The 20,829-nt window shown below is 37.8% G+C and carries 17 protein-coding genes; 7 read left to right on the top strand and 10 right to left on the bottom strand.

The genetic code is table 11. The features are described 5' to 3' along the window. The first annotated feature begins 324 nt into the window (after positions 1-324). Positions 325-1,674, top strand: coding sequence for a class II 3-deoxy-7-phosphoheptulonate synthase (locus ACFI34_RS08245; protein WP_462673132.1), 1,350 nt, complete (start codon positions 325-327; stop codon positions 1,672-1,674). Between the two features lie 63 nt (positions 1,675-1,737). Here the strand turns inward: ACFI34_RS08245 and ppsR are convergent, their stop codons facing one another. Continuing rightward, on the bottom strand, positions 1,738-2,547 hold the full coding sequence (ppsR, locus tag ACFI34_RS08250) for a posphoenolpyruvate synthetase regulatory kinase/phosphorylase PpsR (protein ID WP_006793240.1): 810 nt from the start codon (positions 2,545-2,547) through the stop codon (positions 1,738-1,740). A gap of 154 nt (positions 2,548-2,701) precedes the next feature. Between ppsR and ppsA the strand changes: the two genes are divergently transcribed. After that, the gene (gene ppsA, locus ACFI34_RS08255; protein WP_462673133.1) at positions 2,702-5,074 is read left to right on the top strand and encodes a phosphoenolpyruvate synthase; all 2,373 of its coding nucleotides are present in this window, start codon (positions 2,702-2,704) and stop codon (positions 5,072-5,074) included. A 63-nt stretch (positions 5,075-5,137) separates the two neighbouring features. On the opposite strand, the gene ACFI34_RS08260 is transcribed toward ppsA, so the two are convergent. Further along, positions 5,138-5,350 (bottom strand): PGPGW domain-containing protein, encoded by a 213-nt coding sequence (locus ACFI34_RS08260; RefSeq protein ID WP_462673134.1) that lies wholly within the window; start codon positions 5,348-5,350, stop codon positions 5,138-5,140. A gap of 144 nt (positions 5,351-5,494) precedes the next feature. Between ACFI34_RS08260 and ydiJ the strand changes: the two genes are divergently transcribed. Continuing rightward, on the top strand, positions 5,495-8,542 hold the full coding sequence (ydiJ, locus tag ACFI34_RS08265) for a D-2-hydroxyglutarate dehydrogenase YdiJ (protein WP_462673135.1): 3,048 nt from the start codon (positions 5,495-5,497) through the stop codon (positions 8,540-8,542). Between the two features lie 64 nt (positions 8,543-8,606). Here ydiJ and ACFI34_RS08270 read toward each other — a convergent pair whose 3' ends face one another. Together ACFI34_RS08270 and ACFI34_RS08275 are read right to left on the bottom strand one after the other, a co-directional pair. Further along, positions 8,607-9,806, bottom strand: coding sequence for a cation:proton antiporter (locus ACFI34_RS08270; protein ID WP_462673136.1), 1,200 nt, complete (start codon positions 9,804-9,806; stop codon positions 8,607-8,609). Beyond that, on the bottom strand, positions 9,806-11,017 hold the full coding sequence (locus ACFI34_RS08275; RefSeq protein ID WP_462673137.1) for a tyrosine-type recombinase/integrase: 1,212 nt from the start codon (positions 11,015-11,017) through the stop codon (positions 9,806-9,808). The genes ACFI34_RS08270 and ACFI34_RS08275 overlap by 1 nt, the downstream gene beginning before the upstream one ends. 139 nt (positions 11,018-11,156) lie before the next feature. Between ACFI34_RS08275 and ACFI34_RS08280 the strand changes: the two genes are divergently transcribed. Further along, complete coding sequence (locus ACFI34_RS08280; RefSeq protein WP_006794784.1) at positions 11,157-11,720, top strand: lipid-binding SYLF domain-containing protein; 564 nt, start codon at positions 11,157-11,159, stop codon at positions 11,718-11,720. Positions 11,721-11,930: 210 nt separating this feature from the next. Here the strand turns inward: ACFI34_RS08280 and ACFI34_RS08285 are convergent, their stop codons facing one another. The 5 genes from ACFI34_RS08285 to ACFI34_RS08305 all read right to left on the bottom strand — a co-directional run bounded on the left by ACFI34_RS08285 (position 11,931) and on the right by ACFI34_RS08305 (position 17,154). Beyond that, positions 11,931-12,401, bottom strand: coding sequence for a hypothetical protein (locus ACFI34_RS08285; RefSeq protein WP_462673138.1), 471 nt, complete (start codon positions 12,399-12,401; stop codon positions 11,931-11,933). 95 nt (positions 12,402-12,496) lie between these two features. Next, positions 12,497-13,519: a patatin-like phospholipase family protein gene (locus ACFI34_RS08290; protein WP_462673139.1), complete on the bottom strand. Its 1,023-nt coding sequence runs from the start codon at positions 13,517-13,519 to the stop codon at positions 12,497-12,499. Positions 13,520-13,648: 129 nt separating this feature from the next. Continuing rightward, on the bottom strand, positions 13,649-15,055 hold the full coding sequence (locus ACFI34_RS08295) for an alanine/glycine:cation symporter family protein (RefSeq protein WP_462673140.1): 1,407 nt from the start codon (positions 15,053-15,055) through the stop codon (positions 13,649-13,651). Positions 15,056-15,175: 120 nt separating this feature from the next. Then, positions 15,176-16,087, bottom strand: coding sequence for a citrulline utilization hydrolase CtlX (gene ctlX, locus ACFI34_RS08300; RefSeq protein WP_462673141.1), 912 nt, complete (start codon positions 16,085-16,087; stop codon positions 15,176-15,178). Further along, positions 16,084-17,154 (bottom strand): ornithine cyclodeaminase, encoded by a 1,071-nt coding sequence (locus tag ACFI34_RS08305; protein ID WP_462673142.1) that lies wholly within the window; start codon positions 17,152-17,154, stop codon positions 16,084-16,086. The genes ctlX and ACFI34_RS08305 overlap by 4 nt, the downstream gene beginning before the upstream one ends. A 162-nt stretch (positions 17,155-17,316) precedes the next feature. Between ACFI34_RS08305 and ACFI34_RS08310 the strand changes: the two genes are divergently transcribed. The 3 genes from ACFI34_RS08310 to ACFI34_RS08320 all read left to right on the top strand — a co-directional run bounded on the left by ACFI34_RS08310 (position 17,317) and on the right by ACFI34_RS08320 (position 19,547). Beyond that, complete coding sequence (locus ACFI34_RS08310; RefSeq protein ID WP_010556171.1) at positions 17,317-17,748, top strand: Lrp/AsnC family transcriptional regulator; 432 nt, start codon at positions 17,317-17,319, stop codon at positions 17,746-17,748. 74 nt (positions 17,749-17,822) lie between these two features. Beyond that, positions 17,823-18,533, top strand: a complete 711-nt coding sequence (locus tag ACFI34_RS08315; protein ID WP_462673143.1) for a helix-turn-helix domain-containing protein — start codon at positions 17,823-17,825, stop codon at positions 18,531-18,533. Positions 18,534-18,683: 150 nt separating this feature from the next. Then, positions 18,684-19,547 carry a DMT family transporter gene (locus ACFI34_RS08320; protein ID WP_305398683.1) on the top strand — a complete coding sequence of 288 codons (864 nt, stop codon included), beginning with the start codon at positions 18,684-18,686 and terminating at the stop codon, positions 19,545-19,547. 54 nt (positions 19,548-19,601) lie between these two features. On the opposite strand, the gene ACFI34_RS08325 is transcribed toward ACFI34_RS08320, so the two are convergent. Further along, positions 19,602-20,594, bottom strand: a complete 993-nt coding sequence (locus ACFI34_RS08325) for a patatin-like phospholipase family protein (RefSeq protein ID WP_462673144.1) — start codon at positions 20,592-20,594, stop codon at positions 19,602-19,604. Positions 20,595-20,829 lie beyond the last annotated feature (235 nt).

Genomic DNA, 20,829 nt, shown 5'->3' on the forward strand with positions numbered 1-20,829 from the left:
TAACTGTAAAGTTTAGGATACAATCGATATAATTTAAGTATGATGTGTTCCTTCTTATTCTGTATATAATATCTGGTATTAAGCTTAGTGTTCTCGAACTCTATGAAATTAACATTTATAGGTGTAATTAACTGATAATAAATGGTTTTAATAATAGTTTGATTAAGCTAATTTATGAAATATACACATATGGAAAGTTGTTAATTGGTGTTTATAACTAGCCCATAACAAAATAATTAGTAAATAGTGAATTTAGTACTTGAACAGAGGTACGTGCATACGTTAATTTCAGTACATCAGGTAAAGTAGGAATGAGGAAAGAATATGCAATCGTGGAACCCAAATAGCTGGAGAGAACTGCCAATACTGCAGCAGCCACAGTACCCAGATCAAGAAATATTAAAATCTGTTGAAAGCCAATTAAAAACTGCACCCCCATTAGTTTTTGCAGAAGAAACTCGTAGTTTATTTAAGCAGCTTGAAGATGTATGTGAAGGCCGTGCATTTTTACTTCAAGGTGGAGACTGCGCAGAGTCGTTTAGTGATTTTAATGCAGCAAACATTCGCGACACATTTAAAACAATTTTACAAATGGCAGTGGTTTTAACTTATGGCGGAAAATGCCCAGTAGTTAAAATAGCGCGTATGGCTGGACAATATGCAAAACCACGTTCTGCAGATTTAGAAACTATTAATGGTGTTTCACTACCATCATACCGTGGCGACATCATCAACAATATTGACTTCACAGCTGAAGCTCGCATACCCGATCCGCAACGTTTAATGACGGCGTACCACCATAGTGCTGCTACATTAAACTTACTGCGCGCATTTGCACAAGGTGGCCTTGCAGATTTACACCAGGTCAATCGCTGGAACATGGGGTTTGTAGCCGCTAATCCTCAAAAGCAAAAATACCAACAACTTGCTGATAAAATTCAAGATGCATTAGAGTTTATGGAAGTGTGTGGTATTAACTCTACTATAGCACCAAGCCTTAAAGAGACAGACCTCTACACATCTCACGAAGCATTGTTACTGGGCTATGAAGAAGCATTAACACGACGCGATCACTTATCAGGCGATTGGTATGACTGTTCAGCGCACTTTGTTTGGATCGGTGAGCGCACACGTCAATTAGACCATGCACACATTGAGTTTTTTAAAGGAATTAAAAACCCAATTGGTGTAAAAGTAGGTCCTGGTATGGACCCCGATGAATTAATCCGCCTAATTGATGCATTAAATCCTGACAATATTCCAGGACGATTAACCTTAATTACACGCATGGGGGCAGATATACTCCCAGAGAAATTACCAGCACTTGTACGTAAAGTACAACAAGAAGGGCGTAAGGTAATTTGGAGTTCAGATCCTATGCATGGCAATACTGAAAAAGCGACCTCTGGTTACAAAACGCGTAATTTCGACAATATAATGCGCGAAATCAGCCAGTTTTTCTCTGTTCACAAAGCAGAAGGTTCATATGCAGGTGGTGTTCACCTAGAAATGACAGGTCAGCATGTTACAGAGTGTACCGGCGGAGCATATGGTCTATCAGACGACGATTTAGCACAACGCTACAAAACACAGTGTGACCCACGTCTTAATGCAGACCAAGTATTAGAGCTAGGTTTTTTAGTAGCTGATTTATTAAAAGACGCACGTAAATAAAGTTTCGCACATGTAAAAAAAGCCGCTTAACTGCGGCTTTTTGTGGCATAAATATTACCTAAGTTAGTACTTACGACGCTCTAAATCCGTATCCATCAATATTTTTGCAGAAATTTCTTCAACAGAATGATGGGTTGAATTGAAGTAAGCAATTTTATGACGCTTGTAAAGCATTTCAACCTCACGTACTTCAATACGACACTGCCTTATAGATGCATATTTAGAGTTGGCCATTCGTCGATGCCTAATAGCAGCAAGTCTCTCCGGGTCAATAGTTAAACCAAACAATTTATGTTTATATGGTACTAAACATTTAGGCAAGCCTTCGCTCTCTAAATCCTCTTCCGTAATAGGGTAGTTTGCTGCTTTAATGCCATATTGCAACGCTAAATATAAGCTCGTTGGGGTTTTACCACTTCGGCTCACACCTATTAAAATAATATCAGCCTCGGAAAAGTTTTTGATATTGCCGCCGTCGTCATTCATTAAAGCATAATTCACCGCGTCTATTCTAAAGTCATAACTTTTTTCGTGTATAGAGTGTGTACGGTGCATTTTTGGTACAGGCGCCACCTGTAATTCTTTTTCAATTTTTTCGCTATACGTGGTCAAAAAATCATACGGGATAGCATCCGCTGACTTAATGATTTCGCTTAAACTGTGATTAACAAATGTAAAAAACACAAAGGGCTTTTCACCCGTTTTTGCAGCTGTTGCATTTATTAACGCTTTAATTTCGTGTGCTTTTTCTTCTGTTTCTACGAAAGGAATAGTTTTATGATTAAAATCGATTGGAAACAAAGATAACGTTGCATGCCCAAACACTTCTGATGTAATTGCTGTTCCATCAGATATATAAAATGCAGTTCTCATAATTAACCTTTTTGTTACTTTTAATCCCTAAAATGGGTTACTCACGGTTTACGCGAGGACTGTTGCCAGTGTAGAATGAAGGTGGCCTTTATAAAAGGTTTTCTTTCTTAACTCTCACAGTTTCAACTACAATTTGTTTTTTGGAGAAAGACCCGTGCAAGAATACGTTCTCTGGTATCAAGAGCTTGGTATGCAAGATGTTCCTCGAGTTGGCGGCAAGAACGCCTCTCTTGGTGAAATGATCTCTAACCTAGCTAACGCTGGTGTACAAGTACCGGGTGGTTTCGCAACAACCGCCGATGCTTTTAATGAGTTTTTAGACCAATCAGGACTCAATGCCAAAATTCATGACATCTTAGATACACTCGATGTTGATGATGTAAATACACTCGCCAAAGTAGGTGCCGATATCCGCCAATGGATAATCGATACACCATTCCAACCAAATTTAGACCAAGCCATTCGCGATGCATACAGCCAACTTCATGGCGATACATCAGCTGATGTGTCATTTGCTGTACGTTCATCAGCAACCGCTGAGGATATGCCAGACGCATCTTTTGCAGGCCAACAAGAAACATTTTTAAATGTTGTTGGTATCGATTCGGTTATGGTTGCTATAAAGCATGTATTTGCATCTTTGTTTAATGACCGCGCAATTTCTTATCGTGTTCACCAAGGTTACGATCATCGTGGTGTTGCATTATCAGCCGGTATACAGCGTATGGTACGCTCTGATAAATCAGCATCTGGCGTTATGTTCAGTATCGATACCGAATCTGGCTTTGAAGATGTTGTATTTGTAACCTCAAGCTACGGTTTAGGTGAAATGGTTGTACAGGGTGCTGTTAACCCTGACGAATTTTATGTACATAAACCAACATTACTAAAAGGTAAGCCATCTGTAGTGCGTCGTAATATTGGCTCTAAAGCCATTCAAATGATTTATTCAAACGACAAAGCACATGGTAAGCAAGTAGAAATAGTTGACGTAAACCCTGAACTTTCTAACAAATTTTCAATTACAGATGAAGAAGTGCAAGACCTTGCCAAGCAAGCTGTAATCATTGAAAAGCATTACGGTCGTCCTATGGACATCGAATGGGCAAAAGACGGAAACGACGGCAAACTATATATAGTACAAGCTCGTCCAGAAACTGTACGTTCAAACGAAGATACAAATGTAATGGAGCGTTTTCAGTTAAACGGTTCAAGTAACGTTGTTGTAGAAGGTCGTGCAATTGGTCATAAAATTGGTAGCGGTGTTGTACGTGTTCTTGACTCGATTGATGAAATGGATCAAGTGCAAGTTGGTGACATTTTAGTAACCGACATGACCGATCCAGACTGGGAACCTATCATGAAGCGTGCAGCAGCAATTGTTACAAATCGTGGTGGCCGCACATGTCACGCAGCAATCATTGCTCGTGAACTGGGCATCCCTGCAGTTGTAGGATGTGGCAATGCAACCGACTTAATCAAAGCTGGTCAGGAAGTCACTGTATCATGTGCCGAAGGCGATACTGGTTTCATCTACGAAGGTATTTTAGACTTTGAAGTGCTTACTTCACGTGTTGACGAAATGCCAAACCTACCAATGAAAGTAATGATGAACGTGGGTAACCCAGACCGCGCATTCGACTTTGCACGTTTGCCGCACTCAGGCGTTGGCCTTGCTCGTGTTGAATTCATCATAAACCGTATGATTGGCGTGCATCCAAAAGCATTATTAAATTTCGACGCACAAACAGATGCCCTTAAAGAAGAAATAACCGACATGATTGCTGGTTACGATTCACCAGTAGAGTTTTATATTTCAAAACTTGTTGAAGGCATTTCTACGTTAGGTTGTGCGTTTGCTCCCGAGCGTGTAATTGTTCGCATGTCTGATTTTAAATCGAACGAATACGCTAACTTAGTGGGCGGTCAACAATACGAACCTGAAGAAGAAAACCCAATGATTGGTTTTCGTGGTGCAGCGCGTTATATATCTGAAGACTTCCGCGACTGTTTTGCACTAGAGTGTGAAGCTATCAAGCGTGTACGCAATACTATGGACATGACCAACATTGAGATCATGATTCCATTCGTACGTACACTTGAAGAAGGTAAACGCGTTATTGAATTACTAGAAGAGCATGGCCTAAAACGTGGCGAAAAAGGTCTTAAAGTAATTATGATGTGTGAGCTGCCGTCAAATGCATTGCTTGCCGAAGAGTTTTTAGAGCACTTTGACGGTTTTTCAATTGGATCTAACGATTTAACACAGTTAACACTAGGTTTAGACCGAGATTCTGGTTTAATTGCTCATTTGTTTGACGAGCGTGACCCAGCAATTAAAAAGCTTCTTTCTATGGCAATTCAAACAGCCAAAGCAAAAGGAAAGTATGTAGGTATTTGTGGACAAGGTCCTTCAGATCACGAAGACTTTGCTGCATGGTTAGTTGACCAAGGTATAGACTCTGTATCATTAAACCCAGATACAGTAATCGAAACTTGGTTATACTTAGCTAAAAAATTAGCTTAGTAACCTGTTATAGCTATGTAAAAGCCAGCATATATTGCTGGCTTTTTTGTTGGTCAATTTATTTTAACTGCGTGCTAATTTTTTATCTAAATACTGACAAGATTTAGTCAGTGCTTTTTGGCAAAGGGTCAAATAATAACGCGCTTTTGGGTAATAAAACGAATAACACAATAAACCAGCCATAAAAAATATAAGTGATGGACCCGGTACAACCGCAAATATTAATCCTAATAAAATAAATAACGCACCCATGATCTGTAATGCAATTTTTTTCATATAAATGACCTCTCATGTAGTTAACTTGATTATAATTACAGCAGCGCTTAAATCGACTAAAAGAGTGTTACAAACTGTAAATTCTTCAATTTCTATTAGCAATCAGCATGATATAATTAACCAAATGTCTAAAAGTATGCCGTTATGATCGCAACAATTACTCAGCAAGATGCCGCGTCAGACCTTGTCGCAAATTACCTAAATACATTACAAAAGCAAGGCTTTACCGGTGATACCGATGCAAGTTATGCAACACGTATTACCGCTTCAACCGATAACAGTATTTACCAGCAATTGCCTCAAGGTGTCATTTTTCCCAAAAACGAAAAAGATATTCAACTTGCTTTGCAAACTGCATCACGAGACCCTTTTTTATCATTAACATTTGGACCACGCGGTGGTGGAACTGGCACTAATGGTCAGTCTTTAACACCAGGTATTGTTGTTGATTTATCCCGCTACATGCGTGAAATTCTCGAAATTAATGTCGAAGAAGGGTGGGTTCGGGTTCAAACTGGCGTAATAAAAGATCAGCTAAATGACTTTCTAAGACCTTATGGATTTTTCTTTTCTCCTGACTTATCTACCAGTAATCGTGCAACTATAGGCGGTATGATCAGTACCGATGCTTCAGGGCAAGGTTCACTTGTTTACGGTAAAACAAGTGATCATGTTTTAGGCCTTACAACCTATTTAGTAGACGGTACACCAATGAGTACCGCTCCAATAAACGTCGAAAAAGCAAAAATAATTGCAGAGCAAGACACGTTAGTTGGCACAATATATAAAACTGTACTTAATATAGCCATTGATGAACGTGATGCTATTTTAAATAAGTTTCCTCGGTTAAATCGTTTTTTAACCGGCTATGACTTAGAACACGTTCTAAGTGATGACTTACTTACTTTTGATATGAGCCGTTTAATAACTGGTTCAGAAGGTTCACTAGGTATTGTCACTGAGGCAAAATTAAACCTTACACCGATTGCCGAATTTAAAACACTTATAAATATTAAGTACGATAGCTTTGATTCAGCACTTCGACACTCTCCATTTTTAGTTGATGCCCGTGCAACTTCAGTTGAAACTGTCGATAGTAAAGTATTAAACCTTGCTCGCGAAGATATCATTTGGCATTCAGTATCGGACTTAATAACCGATGTACCAAATAAAAATATGCAAGGGCTCAACATGGTTGAGTTTAATGCAGTATCACCCGACGATATAAAAGACAAAGTAAACACACTTTGTACATTGTTAGATGAATGTGTAGCCAATCAAACCAATGGTGTAATAGGCTACCAGCTAACAAACGATAAAAGTGACATTTTAAAAATTTACGCAATGCGTAAAAAGTCAGTTGGTTTACTTGGAAACGTAAAAGGCAACCAAAAGCCATTGGCCTTTGCAGAAGATACTGCAGTACCGCCTGAAAATTTAGCCGATTATATTGTTGAGTTCAGAGCTTTACTCGACAGTCATAATTTACAGTACGGTATGTTTGGCCATGTTGATGCCGGTGTTTTACACGTTAGGCCAGCACTCGATATGTGCGATCCAGAACAAGAAAAACTACTACGTACAATTTCAGACGAAGTAGTTAAACTCACTGCTAAATACGGCGGTTTAATGTGGGGCGAACATGGAAAAGGCTACCGCAGTGAATATGGACCTGAGTTTTTTGGTGAACATTTATTTACCCAACTGCGCATAATTAAAACAGCGTTCGACCCATATAACCGAATAAACCCAGGGAAAATATGCACACCTATCGATAGTGAAGACTCACTAGTTAGTGTTGATGGGCAAAAAAGATCGTGGTTCGACAAACAAATTTCAATCGACGTTAAAACGAGTTTTAACAACGCCATGACCTGTAATGGAAATGGTATTTGTTTTAATTATGATGAAAACTCGCCAATGTGTCCGTCGTATAAAGTAACCGGCGATCGCCGTAACTCACCAAAAGGGCGAGCCAGTTTAATGCGTGAATGGCTACGCCTTCAAGAATCTAAAAACATAGATCTGCTTGGTGTAGAAAAAGAATTAAATAAAGGTGAAGTAATTACCTGGTGGGAAAGGTTTGTACATAGCCGCGAAAAAAAGAAAGGCATTTACGATTTTTCACACGAAGTAAAAGCATCTATGGATGAATGTTTAGCCTGTAAAGCATGTACAACTGCTTGCCCTATTAAAGTTGATGTACCTACTTTTCGTGCCCGCTTTTTAAATTATTATCACAGTTATTATGCGCGTCCACTAAAAGATTACTTAGTGGGTAACATTGAAAGTAGCGCGCCACTTATGGCTAAATTCGGTAAAATAATAAATCCAATTGTTAAAACAAAATTTGTTAGCAGCATAATTAAAAACACGGTGGGTTATGTTGATACACCACAACTTAGTATTCCGTCATTAGCAAATCGGATAAACAAAGCACAGCAATTTAATTTTGAATTTTTGACTAATTTAACCGCCGAACAACAAAGTGAATACGTTTTAATAGTTCAAGACCCGTTCACCAGCTTTTATGAAGCCGAACTAGTTGAAAGTTTTATAACCTTAATTGCTCAACTTGGTAAAAAACCAATGTTGTTACCCTTTAAACCCAATGGTAAACCGCAACATGTAAAAGGTTTTTTGCACGAATTTAAAGTAACTGCCAAAAATGCCGCAGAATTTTTAAATCAGTTAAACGATATTAATGCGCCACTAGTGGGATTAGACGCGTCTTTGGTTATGTGTTATCGCGATGAATACAACACAATTTTAGAAAATAACCGCGGCGATTTTAACGTACAACTTGCTCACGAATGGTTAGAAACGCAATCTTTTAAAGGGCTAACTGCAAATAATAATAATGAAACTGAATTTACATTATTAAGTCACTGCACAGAAACTACATCTTTGCCAAAAGCAGCTAATGTTTGGAAAACTATATTTACCGATATCGGACTAAATTTAAATACAACTAATACCGGTTGCTGTGGTATGGCGGGTACTTACGGACATGAAGCACAAAATCAAGATAACTCACGCGCACTTTACGAAATGAGTTGGAAACCCATAGTTGAAAAAACTAAATCAAAGCAACTTTTGTCAACTGGGTTTTCGTGTCGTAGCCAAGTAAAACGCTATGAAAAATTTAAACCTAAACACCCAATTGAATTACTAGCACACGTGCTCAAATAATTTAATCAAATAAAAAGGCAGCAATAAATTTATCGCTGCCTTTTTATTTAAATTTTTTATACGTTTATTTTGATGTCTTTTTAAAACTCTGCGCGATTGGTTTTGTACTAATACCGTGAATAAACACACTAAATAATATTGTGCTCATAGCAATACTCGCAATTTGAAATTTATTTTCTATTTGCGTATCAATCACCATAAGCGTAAATACAATTGAGGCCAATCCTCTTGGTCCAAACCATGCAAAGGTAAATCGTTCTTTTAGATTTAAAGATGTAAATTTCAGCGATAACATAACCGGAATAATTCTGATCAGCGTAGTACTTAGCAACGCATAAACTACAATTTCAAAATTCATTTTTGGAAAAACTAGATAAGCACATGCATACCCAAATAAACACCAAATCATCAGCGACGTAAAATCAGCAATATGTTCTGAATCCTCAATTAACTCAGAACTAACAGCTTTAGTTGAAAACTTATCAAACAATAAACCCGCAACAAACACAGCTATAAATCCACTACCATGAAAATACTGTGTAATAGAAAATACAGCCATTGCAAAACCTAACAATAAAAATGGGCTTGTATTTTGTGCAAAGTAATGGCGTTTCATTGCAAAATTTAAAGCTGGAATAAAAATACTAATACTAACTGCAGCAACAAACAGTGCTAATCCAAGTTCTCGAGAAAATACACTTATAACATCAGAAGCGGTAATAGCTGACTCAGGGTTTTTAGCTAATAAAATAAATATTAAAAATACTGGAACACATAATCCATCATTTAATCCACTTTCGGTATTAATACCCTCGCGAATTCTTTCAGGAACCTGTGTGCTTGCTAATAATCCTTTGCTTAATGCCGCATCGGTTGGTGTTAATATAATTGCGATTAATGCAGATTGAATTAATGAAAGTTCGGAAAATATAAACAAGCTAACACCTATCCCCAACAATAATGTTAAGGGAAGGGCAATAAATAACAATAAGCCTGGATATTGAAAACTATGCCTTAGTACGCTCAATTTAGATTTTGCCGCATCCGAAAATAAAAATATACTTAAGGTTAACTCTATAAACGGAAGTAATAAATCTACACCGGCTTTTAATTCACCACCGTTGTTAGGCAATACGTTAGCTAAAACAATGCCGCCCATTACAAAAAACATTGGGCCGGTCACTTCTGCTTTTTCTAACTGTCTAAATGTTAATGAATAAATTAAAAATAATGCACCTATAAAGGCGATAATTAAATAAGTCATTAAATTTTCCTTTTAACGCCAGACTTTGCTCGCTCTTTAATATTAGTTTGAATATAAATTTGATCTGTCGTCGCAATTTTTGCGTGGCCTAAATCTTCAGATAAATGCTTAAGTGGTCGCGTTTGCGCGTCGTGTGTTGCTCCCGTATGGCGCAGCCAATGGGCAGTTGCTGCACCTAGTTGTTCAGCATCATCTTTAAAACCATCATCCAACAATGATTGTTGAGCCAAATCAAAACTTTGTTGAACTAATCGCCTAATTTGCCTCACAGTCATACCACCTTGGCCTCTAATTTTATGAACCAGTGGCTCGGCTTCATCAACGCGGGGAAGGGCGGGCAACCCTCGGTATAATCTATAACGTTTTAAATATTCAACAAAATCATCACTTAACGTAACATCTCGTAGCTTGTTACCTTTACCCATTATTCGTAAAAACCAAAAGCCGTCATTGTCTTGCCAAAAATGCGACATAACCGGTGACCACTGAGGTCGCTCAGATAATTCAGAAATTCTTAAATATAATCCCTTTAAACACGCTAGGGTAAATAAGTTTCGTTCTAAATCTGGGTTTTGTTCACATAAATCGCGAGTTACTCCAAACACATACTCCCATTGTATATCGCTTAATGTGTCTGGGATCTGAATTTGAGATTGCACAACTAAATACGGACTATTTTTTTTCACTACTGGTACAAAGTTGGCAAAGGTTTTTTCTTCAAGTAATGAAAATTTATAAAATACATTAAGCGCTGTGAACATAGCCGACAATGTTTGTTGGCTAGCCGTAGATTCTTTAAGCATAAAAGGGCGCCAGTTTTTATTTAATCGGCGAATGCCTTGCTCATCTTTATAACGCCACTGAACAGAAGTCGATGCCCATTTTTTATCGGGTTCAACCATAAAATCAACATAGGCTTCAATATCTTCACGTTTTAATTCGAATACTGACTTTTCGGCAATTAACCACGACCATAAATAAAACCGTTCAAGTTCGTTTCTAAATCGACTGTATGTTGCTTCTGATTTTCGACCATAGACATATAAAAATTGATATAAAAATTTAAGATCCGATTCTGATTCAGTTACAGTCAAGGCAACTTGCTGTATAAAGGTTGCAAGTTCTGGGTATTCTGAATTAAGAGTACCGTCATCAAGATGAGCAATTTGATATCTTAATTGTTTTAACGTATCGACCAACGCAACAAGCATAGTATATAAATATTCAATTAAATAAGTTAGTTGCAGAATAACCTTAAAGTCCGATACTGTCTAGTATTGGACATAGTAAACAACTGTTTATTTTAGACTATGCTTAAATGGCCATGCCAAACCTTATTAAGGAAAAATTATGAAACAAGTTAGTATATTATTTTTACTTACACTCTCGTTAATACTCACAGGTTGTGCGACTACCGGTAGTGCATCTCCTAGTGAAAAACGTTCTTTAGTACAAAGTATGAAAAGTAACACACTTAGTAAACTTTATACTAAAAAGCCAGATGTTAAAACGCAAATAGCAAATTCTGCTGGTTATGCTGTTTTTGATAACGCAAATGTTAACGTTATTCTTGCTAGTTTTGGTGGTGGTTATGGCGTAGTAAAAAATAACCTAACAGGTAAATCTACTTACATGAACATGGGTGAAGCTGGTTTAGGGTTAGGTTTAGGCGTTAAAGATTTTAATGTAGTCATGGTTTTTCATACCCAAGCAGCAGTAAATAGATTTATTGAACACGGTTGGGCTTTTGGCGGAAACGCAGATGCTGCAGCAAAATACGAAGATAAAGGTGGCGCATTGGTCGCCGAAGCCATTGCAGACCAAGTTACTGTATATTCTGTAACCGAAAATGGACTTGCTCTACAAGCTGTTCTAAAAGGGACTAAATTTTGGGTAGATTCTGAGCTAAATTAACCGTTAATAACTCTCCTAAAAGCGGGCTGATTTGTATAATCGCGCTCGCTTTATTATTAACAATGTAATTTAACATAACGTAATTTATGGGTTGTTATTACCGGTATCCTATTAAGCTCTCTGGGTCTTTTCTTGGTTTTAATACTATTTATATAATGATTAAATGAATAGCATTAAAACAAAGTTCCAATATTTAATAATTAAAAAATGTCACTCTAAATTTAAAATTTTTCTACATTTATTAGAAATTATACATTTCAAGTTATAAGATGAACTTACTAGCTCTTCTCGGAGTGCTTTTATATTTTTGACTTTCTTTTTGTCTAGCACAGACTCTATTGTGTCTGGTATAAACTCTGATATTTTTAGAGTTATATCGTTAATTTCTTCAACCTTTTTAAATTCTTCCTTCGTTAGATAAATCATAGCCAGTGTTTTTATTTTGGTATAATCATGTAATCCTTTTGCTGTATCTATTCTTTCAAGTGCGTAACTAGTATCAATTTTACCATCATATAAAAAAATAAGAGTGGTCACTTCTATAATCTGTTCATCAACATATTTACTTAAAGAAGAAATAATTTCTTCTTGTTTATCTAATACTTTGTTTAAAGCTTCTTTCTTATAGTTAGCTTCGTTATTATTTTTATTTATTTTAAAGTTTATAAACCCTGTAATCAATACAGCTAATATCGCAATCCCTCCTGTGATAGCGGAACTGAATAGAGGAAGAAATTCTTTACTAATTAGAGTTTCGATTTTAATTTCCTTTTAATTTATATATTATTTGTCTTTTTATCAAATGCTTCAGCCAACTTTTCAGTTTCACTAAAAACGGTATTCCAATATTTAATCCGTGTATCTGCATCGAGATCAGTAAAGTCGTTTCTGTCTGGGATTTTTCCGTAAGGTAAGCCGGCTACAAATTCTTTTGATGGGGTTATCATCACAACGTTGTCGTAATTTTGTGGTGCTACTTTGCGTTTTAAGTTTTTATCAAACCACCCTGCTTTTGGGTCGCTGTTAAAATGCGGATACAAAATTAAGCCAGGGTTATTAATTTTTAAATCAAAGTGGTAGTCAATTATTCCGCCATCGCGATACATGCCTTGTGGCGAGCCTGCAATATTTTTTATACCTTGCATAACAAGCGGTATAGAGCCCGATGCAAGTAAGGCATCTTTTAAATTTGTTTGGTTAAGTGCTATGTTTTGCGTTTTAAAATTATAACCGTCGGTTATTGATAAATTACTGTTTGGTGCAGCAAAAATAAATCGCTCGTACTGCGAGCCTAATAATTTTCGGTTAATTCTGTTAAGCATGTAACTTTTTGATAAACCTAAAAGCTGAATTAATTTATTTTCGCTAGCAATAAAGCCATTCGATTTAGCCACTATAAAGTGCGCTTTAAAAACGGGGTTATTTATTATTTCGGTAACGCCATTATCGCCAAACACATCTTCAAGTAATGCGCGGGCTTTAATTGTAATTTCGGCTGGTGTTGGTTTATTGCTTGAATAACGCGTTTGCGAATACGATTTTGCTAAACGCTCAATGGCGGCAACCGGATCGTTTTGTGCAAAACATGCAGAGCGAAATGCGCCAGCTGATGAGCCAATTAAATTAAGCGGTTGGGTTCGGTTTTTAAAAAATTCACCAAAAATATATTTGTCTAATCCAAATAAGGTAAACCATTTAGGCCCGCCACTTGCGCCTAAAAATGAAGTAAATAGTTCAGGCTTAAAACCTTGTTCGTTTATTATTTTTGCTGCGTTCTTCCCTGCGACAATGTCGATCATGTCTGTATTTTTACCTTTTATATATCTATTTTAAACTCTTTGACGCGCTACAAATTTGAATAGTTATGCAAAATTAAAAAGCGGTTTTATGCTACCTTAAAACCGCTATTTATAGTTAAAGTTGCTAAATCAATCCCAAATGCCGTCTTCGCATTTTCCCTGTACTTTTACGTCTTTTACTTTAAATTCGGGCTCTATGCCTTTGTCTCTTTGTGCGTGGTAATCGTGTGTTACCGACAAAATAGTTGGCGTTAACAGTATGATAGCGATTACGTTAACCACTGTCATTAATCCTAAGGCAATATCGGCTAAATCCCATACTTCTTTTAATGAGGCCGATGCGCCCCAAAGCATCATTGATAAATAAAGTAACGTGTAAATACCGCGCCCTACTTTGTTATCGAGCTTAAATAAATGTAAGTTACTTTCAGCGTAGGCATAGTTAGCTACCACCGAGGTAAATGCAAATAACGTGATAGCTGCTGCTACAAAGTACACACCACCTTGTGCTAAATGCGCGGTCATGGCGCTTTGCGTTAAACGTATACCTTCCATTTCTCCGCTTATGTCTATATCAGCTAATAAAATAACGACGGCGGTACAACTACAAAGTACAATGGTGTCGAAAAATACGCCAAGCATTTGTATGTAGCCTTGTGTTACTGGGTGATTAGGAATGGGGCTTGCGCTTGCAGCAGCATGCGGCACACTACCCGCACCTGCTTCGTTAGAATATAGACCGCGTTGAATACCATTTTTAATGGCTGCGCCCATTGCACCTGCGCCCGCTTCTTGCAATCCAAAAGCTGACAAAAACACATCTTTTAGCATGGCAGGTACTTCCGGTAAGTTCATAATTGTAATAATAATGGCAGCTGCTACAAACAATATTCCCATTAATGGCACTACACGCTCAGCAAAACGGGCAATGGCTTTAAAGCCGCCTAAAATAATAGACCCTGCAAGGACTGTAATAACAATACCGGAGTAAAACGTGGGTACTTCAAATGCGTAGTTTAGTGCATCGGTAATTGTATTTGTTTGCATTGCGCTAAAGGTAAAGCCATAACCTAAAAATAAACACGCGGCAAATACTATAGCAAACGCACGGTTGCCCAACCCTTGTTGAATGTAATACGCAGGGCCACCTCTAAATTCACCGTTACTATCGCGAATTTTGTATACTTGCCCTAATATACTTTCGGCAAATCCGGTTGCCATGCCAAGTATGGCAATAACCCACATCCAAAATATGGCACCACTGCCGCCAAGCGATATAGCGACTGCAACACCGGCTAAATTACCCGTTCCAACCCGTGCACAAAGCCCGGTACACAATGCCTGAAATGATGAAATGTCGTTTTTATTACATTTACTGCTGCCTTTTAACAGGCTAAACATATGTTTAAATTTAACTATTTGAATTGCTTTTAAACGCACAGAAAACCATACGCCGGTGAAAAGTAAAATATAGATGAGTACCTGACCTTCTCCCCACAAAAGGTTATTTACACTTTTTACTACCGTATCGAACATTGCGAATTCCTTATTATATTTTTATAGTTATGCGCTTTAACATAGGCATTTTAAAATGTACTGGCAACGCTTACTCTTTCATATGCAATAAAGGCAACCATGTTGCCTTTAAATTTCGCCTTATTTGCTTTGTAAATGCACCCCTGCAATCATACACCTTACAGAGCCACCAGCAGATTCAATGGTAGGTATAGGCAAAGCCACTAGTTTAGCCGTTTTTTGTATTGCAATTATTTGCTCGGCTGTAAGCGCATTGTAAGCGGTTTGTGACAGCGCTAAAATTCGGCCATTTTTACCTTTTAATTCAATGGCGTTACCGCAAAATTTATTTATTTGCTCAACTGACAGTTCGATTACTTTGTGATGGCTTTGTAAAAAATGCCCTACCAGCTCACTCCGTTGGTCTTCAGGCACCATATTTAAGCCAATCATTACAAACTTGCTGGCTACGCACATTAATACATTAGTGTGATACACCGCTATACCTTGCTCATCAGCTGCGTTAAACACAACTGGCTTATACGAGAGTAGATTACATACGGTATTAACTACCGACCTTGTTGTGCGTTTAGATTCTACCGCGTAGGCAAGTTTATATTGGTGATCGAGCACCAGTGATCCAGTGCCTTCTAAAAATGCATTTTCTTTCGCTAAATGTGCATAATCAGTCACTACCGACACTTTATAGTGATCCGTTAAAAAATCAATTATATCTTTACGATATTCTAATCTTCTGTTTTCAACAAACATTGGGTAAATAATTAATTGCCCATTTTCATGCGTAGAAAACCAGTTATTTGGAAAGACAGAATCGGGCGTATGTGTTTGCTCGTCTTCAAATAAATGAACGGTTACACCTTCATTTTGTAATAACTCAACCGCGTGGGTAACTTCTTTAAAGGCTTGCTCGCTTTCATTTTTTACTTCACATTCACTTTGAAATGCATTGTCGAGCATGGTTTGTGGATTAGACGTAAAGTGATGCGGACGCACCATCACAACTGCGCTCGGTGCTTGTTGTGTTAGTCTCATGCTGCGCTCTCTTTATCTATACGCGGTACTTCAAGAACTGAAAATAAGTTACGCGGATCACCCTGCTGAGTGATCAGGTCGAGTATTTCGTATTCTCCTGACTTAATAAGCTGCTCGCGAATATACACTAACGCGCTAAAGTCTTCGCTTGCAAAGCCTACACCGTCAAAAATAGTAAGCTCTTTTTCGCTTGTACGACCAAGGTGCTGTTTATTAATGACTTTATGAAACTCGGTTACAGCAAAACACCTGCTCATTTGTTGAATTTCGCCCTCTACTCTGGTTTGTGGTTCGTACTCTACAAATACATTAGCGCGTTCGAGTAAAGCAGAATCAAGCTCGGTTTTGCCTGGGCAGTCGCCACCAATCGCATTAATATGAACGCCTTGTGGGATCATATCGTTTGTTAAAATGGTTGCGTTGGTTTTATCGGCCGTGCATGTGGTAATTATGTGCGCGCCCTTTATTGCTTCCTCTGCACTTTCACAGATAGTCACTGTTAAGCCTTTATTGCTTAAGTTATTAAATGCTTTTTGAGAAGCTGCTTCGTCTATATCGTATAAACGAATGTGCGTAATACCTAATACCGCTTTAAATGCTAAAGCCTGAAACTCTGACTGAGCACCATTGCCAATCAGCGTTAAGGTCGTTGAGTTTTTTGGTGCTAAATAAGTAGCCACCAGCGCTGATGTTGCAGCAGTGCGTAGTGCAGTTAATAGGCACATTTCGCTAATCAATACCGGGTAGCCGCTATCAACATCTGACAAAATACCAAATGCCGCAACCGTTTGAAGTTCCTGAAATGTGTTTTTTGGATGGCCATTGACATATTTGCAGCTAAACATTTTTCCATCGCTTACCGGCATAAGCTCTATTACACCATCGGGAGAATGAGCTGCATAACGCGGCGATTTATCAAACTCATGCCACCGAGCAAAATCGTGTTTTAACGTGTTAGTTAGGCTAACTAATACGTTTTCTATTCCTAATGTGTTTATTAGCTTGGCCATAGCTTGAACACTTACAAATGGAACACCTTGTTTTGGCTCTGCTATAAAATGACTCATGACTACCTCTGTAATAATATGAACTAATTAAAATAAGTTTATCGACTACAGATGCCATTTAATATGCCAATCCTTTATACAAATAATGGTATTTTTTAGCAATTTGCTATGCATAAATGTAAAGTTTTAGTATTTTGTATGAAATCAATTAGAGGTAAGCGAATGATCCCATACATTTACGACTCCTTAGATAACGCCTTAATAGCCGAATTAAGAAAAGATGGCCGTGCTTCTATTTCAGCCCTAGCCGATGTTTTAAAGGTGTCACGCGGGACAGTACAAAACCGCTTGGACCGGTTAGTTTCATCGGGCGCTATATTAGGATTTACGGTGCGTGTACACGAACACATAGAAACCGAAGCCGTAAGAGCAATAATGATGGTGGAAGTGGTGGGTAAATCTACATCGCAGGTAATTAAAACTCTGCGGGGTATACCAGAGCTAACAAAGTTACATACAACCAACGGCGCTTGGGATTTAGTAGCAGAAATACAGGCGGCAAATTTAGGTGAGTTTGATGGCGTACTCAGGCAAGTACGCGAAATAGAAGGCATTTTAAATAGCGAAACCAGTATATTATTATCATCTACTTAGGTTTATTAACGCCATGTTTTACTGAGAGTATTTTAGGCAATACTCGGTTTATGTATTAGGTAATGGAGCATAGAATGAATAGGCTTTCTATTCGGTATTATTCGCAAGATATAAGGCGCCACCAGCATAGTTACCATCAACTCGTGTTACCCCTACACGGTGAAATACACATAACATTAAATAATGACTTTAAAACAACGGTCAGTACAGGCAATTGTATAGTTATAGAGAAAAACGTAGTACATGCCTTTACGGCCGATGAAGCTGCGCGTTTTATTGTGGCAGATTTAGACGCGCTTCCTGATAACCTTATTAACCTTTTATGCCCTAAAATCTCAATAGATAGCCGTTTATTAAGTTACTTGCAGTTTATAGAGCAGCAACTGCTCGTTGTTAGTGATGAAAAGCTTACTAATTCAACTTTTGATTTATTTTACTTATTACTTTGTGAGCAAAGCAGCCACAGTAATATTGATAAGCGAATTGATAATGTAATAACCACTGTTAAGCAAAATTTAGCCTACCCCTACACGTTAAAAGAGCTGGCTGATATAGCCTGTTTAAGCGTTACGCAATTTAAAACTGTTTTCAAAAAAAGCACCAACATGAGTGTGCTGCAATATATAACTATGTTACGGATGCTGCATGCGCGCGCCCTTTTAACCCATTCAGACTTACCGATTGCTTTAGTAGGCGAGCGCATTGGTTATAACGATGCCTCAGCTTTTAGCCGCCGGTTTAATTTATACTTTGGACAGCCACCTAAAGCATTTGCAAAGCAGTAATTTAGATAACCTACACACGAGATAATAAATAAAGCTCAAGCAGAGAGTAGGTTAAATAGCGTCAGAGCAAACAATAATACCGTCTTTTTAGCATATTTTTATAAACCTATATTGATACACTCAGTACATAGTATTTACGGAGTGTAATTAATGGCAACACACATAGGTTTTTTAGCAATATTTTCGTGGGGGCTTTTAGCTTTACTGGGTAATTTAACCAAAGCGCTCCCTGCTTTTCAGTTACTTTTTATGTGCTTTGCACTTTCTTTTATTATTTTATTAGTAAAACGTTTTGCTACAAAACAGCCATTATTGACCCCTCCAAAGCTTTCTAAAAAACAAATTGTAATAGGTGTTACGGGCTTATTTGGTTTTCACTTTTGTTATTTTATGGCTTTAAAATACGGTCCTTTAATTGAGGTAAGTTTAATAGTGTATCTTTGGCCATTATTGCTAGGTGTATTTGTGGCTACCCCTGGGTCTAAATTTAAAGCCATATTGGGCGGATTACTGGGATTTTTAGGCACGCTTAGTTTAATTACCGATGGCAGTGGATTATCTATCAATAGTGAGTATTACTTAGGGTATTTTTTTGCAGGTTGCTGCGCAGTATTGTGGTCGAGTTATTCTTATTTAATGTCGCAATTTAATAGCCATGTAGATGACATAGGCTGGCTTTCACTTATTGTGGCTGTGCTTGCCCTTTGTGCACATTTTTATTTTGAAACAACCGTTACTAGTTTGTCTGTTTCACAATGGCTAGGCGCTATTTTATTAGGATTAGGCCCAGTGGGAGGTGCATTTTATTTATGGGATCATGGTTTAAAATTTGGTAACCGCTCTCTATTAGCCTCGTTAAGTTTTTTAACGCCGGTGCTTTCTACTTTTATTTTAATACTCGCCTCGCAGGCTCCCTTTAGTTGGTCAGTATTTATTGCTTTAGCGCTTATTTTATTAGGCGCGGCAATTAGCAATAAAAAACCATCGATAAATCTAAAAAAAGCATCGCTTTAATTTTGCCAAGGCACTTTATTAACGCTTAAACTTAAGTTTAAGCGTTAATCACAGCTACATGGCGTAGCTGTGTGCGTAATCTACAATACGTGCATTTTGGCTTTTTAAGTATTCTCGGCCCGCTTTTACACCAAGCTTATGATCTTTACGAAGATCGTCGTTTGTACTGCCTAATAATTTGCTGTGCAGTGTTTCGTCTGCAAAAATTTGTATAATTTCTACATCACTTGGCGGGTTTGCCATAAAGTTTAGCTCGTCTAAGTAAGCTTGTTCGTGCTGAATTAGGTAGTCGAGCGTTTTTGGGCAGTAACCTGCTGCCGTAGCAAGCGATCTAAGCTTTTGAACCCACGCAGATTGCGCTTGAAAATCAGCATCTACCGTTCTAATAACCACAATTTTACGTGCCCCACGGTTATACGCTTCGCGGACTGGTAATGGTGCAGCTAGTCCACCGTCAAGAAAAAAGTCTTCTTGAGATTCGGTCATTGTATTTGTTTCGTTAGCGGCTTGTGCATTTAGCCAAGGTGTTAATTTAACACCTTGTTTGTACAAAAAGGGTAATGCGCTTGACGCTTTTAATAGCTCGCGCCATTGATGCTCTTCACCCGTTGGTGATAAGTAATACGCTTTTCTGTCACGTGCGTTTGTAGCAGTAATAAGTAACTCACGTTCACCTAATGATGTTTTAGCTGTTTTAAAGTCAATTGCTCTATTTACTTCTTTGGTTTTATCAAAGTACCAGTCTAAATCAACAATGTGTTTTCCCATTAAGCCACGACCTAGTTGAAAAAAACGTTTATTACGAGACAGCCCTCTAATCAGGCGTTTAGCGTAACCTTTTTGACGAGCTAAATAGCTTGTTAAGTTTTGTGAACCTGCCGACGTGCCAATAAATAAATCAAATGGGTCGTAGTTTTGTTCTAACCACGCATCAAGTACACCTGCGGTGAAAATCCCTCGCTGTCCGCCACCTTCAGCAATTAACGCAACCTTAGGCTGAGCTATTTTAGTTACTGAAGAAGCTGTTGCGCTGTTTAGAGAGTTCACGGGGTACCTGCCTTTAATTTAATAATGTTTGTTTCAATAAATACATTTTATAGAATTAAAGTGATGCCTTAAAATTGATTGTTTAAATCAGTTTGATTGATAAAATAGAACGAAAAACTATCCATTAGTACACTTAACTAATAATGATTAATGCGTTTTTCTGATTTTAAATGTTTAGGCATCACATCAATTAATTTAAATTGTAAATTACTGATTGATGCCACTACTTTAGCAA

Source organism: Pseudoalteromonas sp. PSi26 (genome assembly GCF_054960575.1).